At 73.7% G+C, this 10,429-nt stretch carries 10 protein-coding genes; 5 read left to right on the top strand and 5 right to left on the bottom strand.

The features are described from left to right. The 4 genes from ON36_RS08655 to ON36_RS32645 form a co-directional block, all read right to left on the bottom strand. The coding region (locus ON36_RS08655; protein WP_043650079.1) for a DUF2201 family putative metallopeptidase at positions 1-349 on the bottom strand (349 nt) is incomplete at its 3' end. Next, a complete protein-coding gene (locus tag ON36_RS08650) occupies positions 346-1,566 on the bottom strand; it encodes an AAA family ATPase (protein WP_043650076.1) in 1,221 nt (406 codons plus the stop codon). The genes ON36_RS08655 and ON36_RS08650, both read right to left, overlap by 4 nt. 340 nt (positions 1,567-1,906) lie before the next feature. Further along, a complete protein-coding gene (locus ON36_RS08645) occupies positions 1,907-3,286 on the bottom strand; it encodes a hypothetical protein (RefSeq protein ID WP_306306903.1) in 1,380 nt (459 codons plus the stop codon). A gap of 157 nt (positions 3,287-3,443) precedes the next feature. Next, entirely contained in the window at positions 3,444-4,049 is a 606-nt protein-coding gene (locus ON36_RS32645) for a TetR/AcrR family transcriptional regulator (RefSeq protein WP_052313778.1), read from the bottom strand. Positions 4,050-4,153: 104 nt separating this feature from the next. On the opposite strand from ON36_RS32645, the gene ON36_RS08635 reads away from it, so the two are divergent. Next, on the top strand, positions 4,154-5,020 hold the full coding sequence (locus tag ON36_RS08635; protein WP_052313777.1) for an SDR family NAD(P)-dependent oxidoreductase: 867 nt from the start codon (positions 4,154-4,156) through the stop codon (positions 5,018-5,020). Next, positions 5,017-6,264 carry an NADH:flavin oxidoreductase/NADH oxidase family protein gene (locus tag ON36_RS08630; protein WP_043650069.1) on the top strand — a complete coding sequence of 416 codons (1,248 nt, stop codon included), beginning with the start codon at positions 5,017-5,019 and terminating at the stop codon, positions 6,262-6,264. Before ON36_RS08635 ends, ON36_RS08630 begins: the two co-directional genes overlap by 4 nt. Positions 6,265-6,334: 70 nt before the next feature. On the opposite strand, the gene ON36_RS08625 is transcribed toward ON36_RS08630, so the two are convergent. Further along, entirely contained in the window at positions 6,335-7,807 is a 1,473-nt protein-coding gene (locus tag ON36_RS08625) for a glyceraldehyde-3-phosphate dehydrogenase (RefSeq protein WP_083885004.1), read from the bottom strand. Positions 7,808-7,933: 126 nt separating this feature from the next. Here ON36_RS08625 and rarD point away from each other — a divergent pair, with 126 nt between their 5' ends. From rarD to ON36_RS08610, 3 genes are all read left to right on the top strand, one after another. Further along, a complete protein-coding gene (gene rarD, locus ON36_RS08620; RefSeq protein WP_043650067.1) occupies positions 7,934-8,821 on the top strand; it encodes an EamA family transporter RarD in 888 nt (295 codons plus the stop codon). A gap of 203 nt (positions 8,822-9,024) precedes the next feature. Then, positions 9,025-9,378, top strand: coding sequence for a hypothetical protein (locus ON36_RS08615; RefSeq protein WP_043650065.1), 354 nt, complete (start codon positions 9,025-9,027; stop codon positions 9,376-9,378). A 126-nt stretch (positions 9,379-9,504) separates the two neighbouring features. Continuing rightward, positions 9,505-10,425 carry an ADP-ribosylglycohydrolase family protein gene (locus ON36_RS08610; RefSeq protein ID WP_245558006.1) on the top strand — a complete coding sequence of 307 codons (921 nt, stop codon included), beginning with the start codon at positions 9,505-9,507 and terminating at the stop codon, positions 10,423-10,425. The last annotated feature ends 4 nt before the right edge of the window (positions 10,426-10,429 follow it).

The following is a 10,429-nucleotide window of genomic DNA, read 5'->3' as shown; positions in this document are numbered from 1 at the left end:
CGAAGGCGTCGTCGTTGATCTCCGCGTCGGCGGCGATGCTCATCCGCAGTCGTTCGGCCGGGCCCGACAGGTCGTGTTCGCGCGCGAAACGCTCACCGCGGCGGTGGTGTTCGCGCAGCAGGTGCGACACCTCGTGCACCAGCACCGAGGCCAGCTCCTCCACCGGCCGGTCGGCCACGAACGCGGGCGAGACGTAGCAGCGCCAGTGCCGGTCCACGCCCATCGTCGGCACGGACGGCGCCGCGACGAGCCGCATCGCGTACAGGGCCGTCGCGAGGTAGGGCCGGGCACGCACCGCGTACAGCCTTGCGGCCCACAGCTTCTCGTGGTCGAGCTCGCGGGTGCTCATCGGCTCACCCCGGCGGCGACCCGGTCCGCGGCGCTGTCGGCGACCCGCGACACCGACACCAGGCCGGCCAGCCGCTCGATCGAGGCGGGCACGTCCCAGCCGGGCCTGCGCAGCGTGGCCAGGGTTGTCGCCGGGACGACGACCAGGTCGGGGGCGCCGGTCTCGACCGCGCGCACGAGCAGCGCCCAGGCCGCGTCCCAGCGGGCCGCATCGGGGCGCGCCCGCACCGCGGCGACCGCCGCGTCGAGGGCGGCCTGGCGCAGGTCGCCGCGGGTGGGCAGTTCGGCGGCGGCCGGATCGGCCAGCAGCGCTTCGGGATCGGGCAGGTCCATGCGGTCGATGCTGGTGAGCAGCTCGAAGCCCGGGCCGTCGCCGACGGTGCCCCGGACCAGCATCGACAGCACGTCGCGGCTCGCGCCCGCCGCGTCGGCGAAGGCGATCAGCCGCACGGTCATCTCCCAGGTCCGCGGCGAGGCCCAGGCGCCGCCGCGCCGGGTCTCCGTGCCGGGCATCTGGTGCGCGAGCTTGGGCCGCGCCGCGAGGAGTCCGCAGACCGCGCGGCGGGCGAACGCGACCGAATCCGTGAGCTTCTCGGGCCGCAGGCGGGGCAGGGTCGCGCGCGGCCAGGTCCCGCCGAGGCCGCGGACGACGACCTCGTGGTCGTGGGTCCACGGCAGATGGACGAAGCGGTTGGCCAGCGGGGCGCTCAGTTCCCAGCCGTCGGCGGCCGAGGCCCGCGGGTTGGCGGCGGCGACGATCCGCACGCCGTCCGGGAGCCGCAGCGCGCCGATGCGCCGTTCGAGGACCAGGCGCAGCAGGGCGGCCTGCACCGCGGGCGGGGCCGTGGAGAGTTCGTCGAGGAACAGCAGGCCGTGCCCCGTCCGGGCGAGGCGGACGGCCCACTCCGGCGGCGCCATCGGGACCCCCTGGTTCGCGGGATCCGCGCCGAGGACGGGCAGACCCGAGAAGTCCGAGGGCTCGTGCACGCTCGCGATCACCGTGGTCAGCGGCAGCCCGAGCGAGTCGGCGAGCTGGGTGAGGGCGGCGGTCTTGCCGATCCCGGGCTCACCCCACAGCAGCACCGGCAGATCGGCGGCCACCGCCAGCATCAGCGCCTCGAGCCGGGAATCGGGACGCGGTTCGGTGGTGACGTCGCCGAGCAGCGCCAGCAGGCCGGCGGAGACGTCGAGCGGGGAATCAGGGGTGTTGTCGGTCATGGGGTATCACCTCGGGTGTGTGGGCAGTCGCTCGGCGCGACCGCGGCGTCGGACTCGGAACTGGTGGTGGGTGGGGCGTTGCCGGCCGGGTCCGCCGGGCCGGGAGCAACGTCGACGGCGGACGGGGCATCGGCTGACGCGTGGCGGGGTCGTGACCTGGTGCGAGGCCGGGTCGGCCTGCGATGCAGCAGCACCGTCGCGGCCAGCGCCCCGGCGAAGGCGCGGGGTGGTCGGGGGCCGCGGGCGAGGCCGATCCCGATCGGCCACCTCCCCGTGGTGATGCGCGGTCGGAGCGGGGCCGACTCCGGCGGTTGGCGGCCCGGCTACGTCGGCCGGTCGCTCAGCGGAGCGGTGCCCGCCGGGGGTGGGTGCGCCGGGTCCGGCGCGGTGGGCGGTGGACGGGGTGGTCGGGGCCGGCGCCGGGCGCGGGGAGGCCGGCGCGGAACAGGCCGTAGGTGACCCGTTGGCGCGCGCAGGTTTCCAGGGCGTCGCGCAGGGGGCCGTCGCGCAGCACGGCCTCGGGGCCGAGCATGCGTTCGACGACCGCGAGCGCGCCGGCGATGTCGCCGTGGTCGAGGCGCTCGCGGACGCCGGTGAGCCAGTCCGGCCTGCGGTGCGCGGTGTCGATCGCCCGCAGGCAGGGCAGCGGGGTGCCCGTCAGCGCCGCGAGCAGTTCCTCCCGCCGGATCTCGGCCGGGTCGTGGTCGAGGGCCGCGAGCACCCCGTCCACCGGGCCGATCCGGTGGTCGGCGCCCCGGCAGGACACCCATTCCACGGGATCGGCCCCGTCGCCCGCGCGGGGTGCGCGGCCGGCGGAACCGCGCGCGTCGCCATCGGGACCGAGGGCCTGGGCGACGAGGGGGTGCAGGTGCTCGAGGGAGAGGGCGCCGGTGCGGAGGAGGTCCAGGTCGGGGAGGTTCCAGGTCGCCGCGTCGGGCAGGATCGGGAGGGCCGAGATCGCGCCGCGGGGGTGGGTGGTGACCAGCCGCAGCGTGGGGGCGGCCGAGCCGACGGGGCCGGTGTCCAGGGCGAACACCAGGCGGCGGCGCGCGCCGCAGCGCACCAGGAACCGGGTCCGATGATGGTCGGGGACGGCCGCGTTCGCACTGTCCGGCGACGTGCCGGGGGCTGCGAGGAGAAGCGCGGCTTCGGCGGCCCAGCGGTGGACGGCGCAGCCGGGAGGCAGCGTGACCGGGAGGCCGGGGTCCGCCGGGTCGCCGGCGAGGAGATGCGCTGCGCCGGAACGCGTTCGCAGTTCCGGGGCGCGCCGGGCGTCCCAGAGGTGGCGGTGCAGGTCGAGGCGGTGGCGACGGTGCGGGCGCGGGTGCGGGTGCCGGGCGGCCGAGCCGAGGGCGGTGCCGTCCCACAGAGTCAGCATGATCCGCTGACCCGCGGCCGCCCAGGCGGGCGGGGTGCGGACCACCAGGTGCAGGGAATCCCTTCCGCCGACCGGGTTCTCGCCGGGGTCGTAGCCGGCCAGCGCCAGGGTCAGGCCCGGCCGCAGCAGGCCGTCGGGCGCCACGCGGGGCAGATGCCAGCGCAGCAGGTCGGGGGCCAGGTGACGCAGATCGGCGCGGACGGCGGCGGCGAGGGCGGTGCCCCTGGCGCGCGCCAGGGCACGCAGATCGAGGTCGACGTCGACACCGGCCGCCGCGCACGCCCCGGCCCAGTCGCCTGCGCGGCGGCGGGCGGTGGCGGTGGCGATCATGGCGGGCGGCACGGCGAAAGCGCGGACACGCGGCCAGAAGGACGAACGGGAAGCCGGTTCGTGGACCGGCGGGCGGCTCAACGGCCCGGGCGCAGAACGCCCTTTCGACGAGATGTCATGGGCCAAGTATGCACACCGGCGCCGCACCCGACAAGCGGCGACGCGGCCGTCAGCCGAGCAGGCCGTCGAGGACCTGCATGAGCATGGCGCGCACGCGAGGCCACGGCGGGTGCAGGTCGCCGAGCCCGGGAATGGCGATGAGCGTGGACGATCCGCGCACGGTGGACACCGCGACGGCGATGAAGTCGGCGAAGCCCGGCACGGCGGCGTAGGTCGGCAGCGAGACCGCGGCGATCGACTGGATGGCGGCCATGCCCGCGCGGGTCGAGGGCACGACCTGTTCGGCGAGTTCGGTGTCGGTGCGGGCCGCGTTGAGCAGTTCGATGACCGCCGGGCAGATCGGCAGGTTGTGCAGGTCCCACAGGCGGTCGAGCAGTTCGGCCGCGCGGTCGCGTTCGGTCTCGGCGACCAGCGGGGTGGCCACGGCCTCGGCGGCCAGTTCCTCGACCATCCGGTGCAGCGCGGCGTCGACGAGGGCGTTCTTGGTCGGGAAGTAGTGCTGCTGGGCGCCCTGGCTGACCCCGGCGCGCTCGGCGACCCTGCGGGTGGTCAGCGCGGCGTAGCCGCCGTCGATGAGCACCTGGATGGTCGCGGTCAGCAGCGCGTCGACCGTCGCGGCGCGGCGCTCGGACTGGGTGCGGGACAGGGTGCTCACCCGCCGGATCCTACCCAGGGTGGATTTCCAGTCAGCTGACTTGTAATGCAACTGACCGGTAACTAGCGTGACGGGGACCGCACTCCCCGATCGGAAGAGACACGATGAAGGACTTCACCGGCAGAGTCGCCGTGATCACCGGGGCCGCCTCGGGCATCGGGCGCGCGCTGGCGATCGAGCTGACCGCCCGCGGCGCCCGGGTGGCGATCAGCGACGTGAACGCCGAGGGCCTGGCCCGCACCGCCGAACTCTGCGGCGGCCGCGCGCATCAGCAGGTGCTCGACGTGGCCGACTGCGCCTCGGTCCACGCCTACGCCGACACCGTCGCCGAGCACTTCGGCGCGGTGAATCTGGTGATCAACAACGCGGGCATCACCAAGTTCGGCACCGTCGACGAGACCCCCTACACCGACCTCGAGGCGGTGATGGACGTCGACTTCTGGGGCGTGGTGCACGGGACCAAGGCGTTCCTGCCGCACCTCATCGCCTCCGGCGACGGCCACATCGTGAACATCTCCAGCGTGTTCGGCCTGTTCGGGGTGCCGACCCAGAGTTCCTACAACGCCGCGAAATTCGCGGTCCGCGGCTACACCGAGGCCCTCGCCCAGGAGATGCTCATCGCGGGCCACCCCGTCGGGGTGACGTGCGTGCATCCCGGCGGCGTGAAGACCGGCATCGTCGCGAGCGCGACCTCGAGCACGGGCGGCGACATGACCGCGCTGCGCACGCTGTTCACCGAGAAGCTGACCCCGACCAGCCCCGAGACCGCCGCCCGCACCATCCTGCGTGCCGTGCGCGGCCGCAGAACCCGCGTCCTCGTCGGGTACGACGCGGTCGCCATGGACGCCGCCGTGCGCCTGCTCGGCCCGCACTACCAGCGGATCTTCGCCGGAGTCGCCACCCGCCTGCTCGGCGCGCTCGCCCCGAGACCCACCCGGACCGTCACCACCACCGCGGGAGCACTGCGATGACCGAATCGATCGCCCAGCGCACCCTCTCCGACCGGGTCGAGCTGCCCGGCGGGGGCGTCCTGGCCAACCGGCTGATGAAGTCGGCGCTGAGCGAAGCGCTCGGCGACGCGCGCAACCGGCCGACCGATCGCCTCGTCCGGCTGTTCGAGCGGTGGGCGGACGGCGGTTACGGGCTCGTGGTGACCGGCAACGTCATGATCGACCGCAGGCACCTGGGCGAGCCCGGCAACGTCGTCATCGAGGACGACCGCGACCTGGCGCAGCTGCGCCGCTGGGCGGGCGTGTTCGCCGGCACCGGGACCGCGCTCTGGATGCAGCTCAATCATCCGGGCAGGCAGTCGAATCCGCTCGGGCGCGTGCGCCCGGTCGCCCCCAGCGCGATCGCCGCGGGCGTGCCGGGGGCGAGTACGCCGCGCGAACTGACCGAGCCCGAGATCCTCGACATCGTCGAGCGCTTCGCCACCGCGGCCGCCGTCGCGGAGTCCGCGGGCTTCGACGGCGTGCAGATCCACGGCGCGCACGGCTACCTGGTCACCCAGTTCCTCTCGCCGCTGGCCAACCGCCGCGAGGACGGCTGGGGCGGGGACCCGGTCCGCCGCAGGCGCTTCCTGCTCGAGATCGTGCGGGCGGTGCGGGCCCGGGTCTCCCCCGGATTCGCGGTCGGGGTGAAGCTGAACTCGGCCGACTTCCAGCGCGGCGGGTTCTCCGAGGAGGAGTCACGCGAGGTCGTGCGGGCCCTGACCGCGGAGCGCGTCGACCTCATCGAGATCAGCGGCGGTTCCTACGAGGCGCCCGCCATGATGGGCACGGCCGCGGCGTCGACGGTGGCGCGGGAGGCCTACTTCCTCGAGTACGCGCGCACCGTTGCCGAGATCGCCGCCGACGTGCCGGTCGCGGTGACCGGCGGCTTCCGCACCCCGGCCGCCATGGCCGAGGCCGTCGCCTCCGGCGACTGCGATCTGATCGGCCTCGGCAGGCCGGCCTGCCTGCTGCCCGACGCGGCCCGCGCGGTCCTCGACGGCCGGGTCGACCGGCTGCCGAGCCACACCGTGACGGTGCCGCTCGGCGGCAGGCTGCCGCAACTCCGTCCGGTGCAGAGCCTGCTCGACCTGCAGTGGCACACCGATCAGCTGCACCGCATGGGCGCGGGCCGCGCCCCCGACCCGCACCGCCCGTGGTGGCGCACCGCGATCGCGGCGGGCGCGCGCAACGGCGCCGACCTGTGGCGGCCGAAGCGCGGGTGACCGCCGCCGGACGGGCACCGGACCGCCGGGCGCGCCCGGCGGTCCGGCCGCGGTCCGCGCCCGGACCGGGTCAGGACGCGTCGGCGCCGACCGGCTCCGGGACCCGCGCGGTCTCCGGCGGGTAGGTCGGGTACTCGATGCCCGAGATGTACTGCACCGTCCGCACCACCTGGCACGAGTAGCCGAACTCGTTGTCGTACCAGACGTAGAGGATCGCGGTGTCGCCCTCGACGATGGCGGCGTTGGCGTCGATGATCGCCGCCGCGCGGGAGCCGATGAAATCGCTGGAGACGACATCGGTGGCCGCGGTGTAGTCGAGATTGCGGCTCAGCGGCCCCTCGAGGGACGCCTGACGCAGGTACTCGAGCACCTCCTCACGGCTCGTCTCCCGCTTCAGCTGCAGGTTCAGGATCGCGACCGACACGTCCGGGGTCGGCACGCGGATCGAGTTGCCGGTGATCCTGGCCTGGAAGTCGGGCATGGCCTTGGCGACCGCGGACGCGGCGCCGGTCTCGGTCAGCACCAGGTTGAACGGCGCGGACCGGCCGCGACGGTCGGCCTTGTGGTAGTTGTCCAGCAGGTTCTGGTCGTTGGTGAACGAGTGGACCGTCTCCACGTGGCCGCGCACGATGCCGAACTCGTCGTCCATCGCCTTGAGCGGGGGCACGATCGCGTTGGTCGTGCACGAGGCGCAGGAGAAGATCTCCTGCGACAGGTCGAGGGCGCGGTGGTTGACGCCGTGCACGATGTTGGGGATGTCGCCCTTGCCGGGCGCGGTCAGCACGACCTTGGCGATGCCGGGGCGCAGGTGCTGCGACAGCCCGGCCCGGTCGCGCCAGCGGCCGGTGTTGTCGATCAGGATCGCGTCGGCGATGCCGTGCTCGGTGTAGTCGATCGAGGTCGGGTCGTCGCTGTAGATGAACTCGATGACGTTGCCGTTGGCAGTGATCGTGTTGCTGTCGTTGTCGACCTTGATCGTGCCGTTGAAAGCGCCGTGCACCGAGTCGCGGCGCAGCAGCGAGGCGCGCTTGTCGAGGTCCTCGTCGCCGCCCTTGCGGACCACGACGGCGCGCAGGCGCAGCCCGTTGCCCGAGCCCGCCTTCTCGATGAGCAGCCGGGCGACCAGGCGGCCGATGCGGCCGAAGCCGTAGAGGACGACGTCGCGCGGACCCTGCGCGTGGGGCGCGTCGCCGCCGATCACCTCGGCCAGCGTGGCCGCGGTGAACTCCGCCACCGACCGACCCGCGCCCTCGGCGCGGTAGGCGGTGACCAGGCGGCCGAGGTCGACCTTGCAGGGGCCGAGGTCGAGGTGGCTCAGGGCCTGCAGGAACGGCAGGGTCTCGTCCACCGACAGTTCCTCGCCCTCGATCTGGCGGGCGAAGCGGTGGGTGCGCAGGATGCTGATCACCGACTTGTTCACGAGTGATCGGCTGTGCAGCAGGATCGTCACGCCCTTGTCGCGGTAGAGGGTGCCGATGATGGGGATCATCGCCTCCGCAGCGGCTTCCTGAGCGTTCCAGCGATCAAGGTGTCCGGTTGTCAACACACGTCCTCAGGTTTCGTTCATCGTTCGGCCGCATTGATGCTATGCACGGCCCGGAATTCACCGTCACCGCCCTCGCCCCGGTGAGGTCCGTGACACGTTCCCGGACCCCGTAACGTGGGACGAATGCTGCGCAGCTCGTCCACGCCCGGTGTCGCGTTCGGTGCGGGGGCGTACCTGATCTGGGGCATGTTCCCCGCGTTCTTCGGGCTGCTGGCCTTCGCCTCGCCCGCCGAGGTCGTGGCGCAGCGGATCCTGTGGACGCTGGTCGTCGTCCTCGGCGTGCTCGCCGTCACCGGGCGGCTCGGCGGGCTGCGCGGCATCGACGCGCGCACGTGGCGGCTGGCCGCGGCGGCCTCGCTGGCGCTGTCGATCAACTGGGGCGTGTACGTCTACGGCGTCCTGGTCGGGCGGGTGGTGGAGTGCGCGCTGGGCTACTTCGTCAATCCGCTGGTGACGGTCGCGTTCGGGGTGGTGCTGTTCCGGGAGCGGCTGACCCGCCCGCAGTGGGTGGCGCTGGCCCTCGGCGCGGCGGCGGTCGCGGTGCTGACCGTCGACTACGGCAGGCCGCCGATGATCGCGCTCGTGCTGGCCTGCTCCTTCGCCGCCTACGGGCTGGTGAAGAAGGTCATCCGGCTCGACGCGCTGCGCGGCATCGCCGCCGAGGGCCTGGTCGCCGCGCCGATCGCCCTGGTCGTCGCGATCGGCTTCGTCGTCACCGGTCACAGCGAGATCGCCTCCAGCCCGGCGCATTTCGGGCTGCTCGCGGCCACCGGCCCGGTCACCCTCGTCCCCCTGCTCCTATTCGCCGTCGCCGCCCGGCGCGTCCCCCTGTCCACCATGGGCCTGCTCCAATACCTCACCCCCGCCCTGCAGATGGCCTGGGGCGTCCTCGTCGTCGGCGAACCCATGCCCCCGTCCCGCTGGGCGGGTTTCGCCCTGATCTGGCTGGCCCTGCTGATCTTCTCCGCCGACGCCGTGGCACGGACGCGGAAGCTTGCGGCGCTACGCTGATCCGGGGCAGTACCATCCGGGCCACGGCGCGTGGCAACGCGCTGCTTCGTCGGATACTCTGCCGTACACAGCGACCCCGACGCGGTCGCGAGGATCTGGTGGGGAGCCTTGTGAGAGCCCGTCATAGGTTCTGCTCACTACTTCTGCTGCTTACCTCAGCTGTTGTGGCGCCGGCCACAGGATGCAGTTCGGCGACGGAATCGGTGCTCGACGAGGTCGCGCGCTGCGGCGGAATCCGTTTCCCCCGCACGCCGGTCATCGTGGCCGAGAACGACGCCTATGTGTTCCACGGCGACGAGATCTACGAGGTCGTGGCCGACGTGCCGGAGGGCGACCTCGACGCGTTCCGGACCGGTTCGGGGCTGGGCGCGTTCGGGCCCGGGTTTCCGAAGTACTGGGCGCAGAACTACTGGACACAGGGTGCGGCCGCGGGGCTGCTGGCGGGGGGCGGGGGCTACGCGTCCGTCGGGGAGACGACGCGGCTGCCCGCGCGGTGGGTCGTCGTGCGCGACAACGGGGACGGTACGCGGCGGGTGTTCGTGCGGGTCGCCTGCTGAGGCGTGGGCAGGGGTGTGACGGCGGCGTGGCGGCGGTCCGGCGAGGCGCGTGGGTGTGGTGGGGCGGCGGGGATACAGTCAGGGGGTTGTCCTCCGGGTGAAAGGGCTGGATCGATGCAGGATGCGATGTTGTCCGATCGCATCGCCGGGGTGCTGGTCGGCACGGCGGCCGGGGACGCGCTCGGCGCGGGGTACGAATTCACCACGCCCGGGCCGGACGTGACGATCGACATGATCGGCGGCGGGCCGTTCGACTGGGCGCCGGGCGAATGGACCGACGACACCTCGATGGCGCTGGCGGTCGCGCTCGCGGCGGCGAAAGGGCCGGGCATCGACCTGGATTCGGTCGCGGCGGGCTTCGTGCGCTGGTACGACTCGGAGCCACCCGACATCGGCAACCAGACCCGCCGGGTCCTGTCGGCCCGCCCCGCCTCGGCGCGGGAGATGCAGACGCGGGCGCTGTCGCTGGACGGGCGCACCGGCGGCAACGGCTCGCTCATGCGGACCGCGCCGGTCGCCCTGGCCTACCTCGACGACGACGCCGAATGCGTGGCGGCCGCGGGACGGATCGGCCTGCTGACCCACGCCGACGAGCACGCCGTCGACGCCTGCAAGCTGTGGACCTCCGCCATCCGGCACGCGGTCCTGTCCGAGAGCTTCGACGGTGTCCGCGCCTACGTCGCCGGATCGCCGCTGCGTGACTACTGGACCGCGCGGCTCGACGAGGCCGAACACGGGACGCCGCAGGACTTCCCGAACAACGGCTGGGTCGTGCACGCCCTCCAGACGGCGTGGTGGGCGATCACCACCACCGACGCGTCCGGGCCCGAGCATCTGCCGCGCGCGCTGGAGGCCTGCGTGCGCGCGGGCAACGACACCGACACCACCGCCGCCATCGCGGGCGGGCTGCTCGGCGCCCGCTGGGGCGCCTCGGCGGTCCCGGCGCGGTGGCGCGCGCTCCTGCACGGCTACCCCGGCCTGACCGGCGCCGACCTGCCCGACCTCGCCGTGCGTATCGCGGCGGGGTCGTGGCAGGCCCAGCGCTGAGCGC

This window comes from Nocardia thailandica NBRC 100428, assembly GCF_000308795.1.
GTDB lineage: Bacteria > Actinomycetota > Actinomycetes > Mycobacteriales > Mycobacteriaceae > Nocardia > Nocardia thailandica.
This window is presented reverse-complemented; position numbering and strand designations above follow the sequence as displayed.

Bases quoted from the DNA above. Each gene is read 5' to 3' on its own strand.
- ON36_RS08630 (WP_043650069.1), top strand. From the start codon at position 5,017: ATGACCGAATCGATCGCCCAGCGCACCCTCTCCGACCGGGTCGAGCTG.
- ON36_RS08635 (WP_052313777.1), top strand. From the start codon at position 4,154: ATGAAGGACTTCACCGGCAGAGTCGCCGTGATCACCGGGGCCGCCTCG.
- rarD (WP_043650067.1), top strand. From the start codon at position 7,934: ATGCTGCGCAGCTCGTCCACGCCCGGTGTCGCGTTCGGTGCGGGGGCG.
- ON36_RS08650 (WP_043650076.1), bottom strand. From the start codon at position 1,566: ATGACCGACAACACCCCTGATTCCCCGCTCGACGTCTCCGCCGGCCTG.
- ON36_RS08610 (WP_245558006.1), top strand. From the start codon at position 9,505: ATGTTGTCCGATCGCATCGCCGGGGTGCTGGTCGGCACGGCGGCCGGG.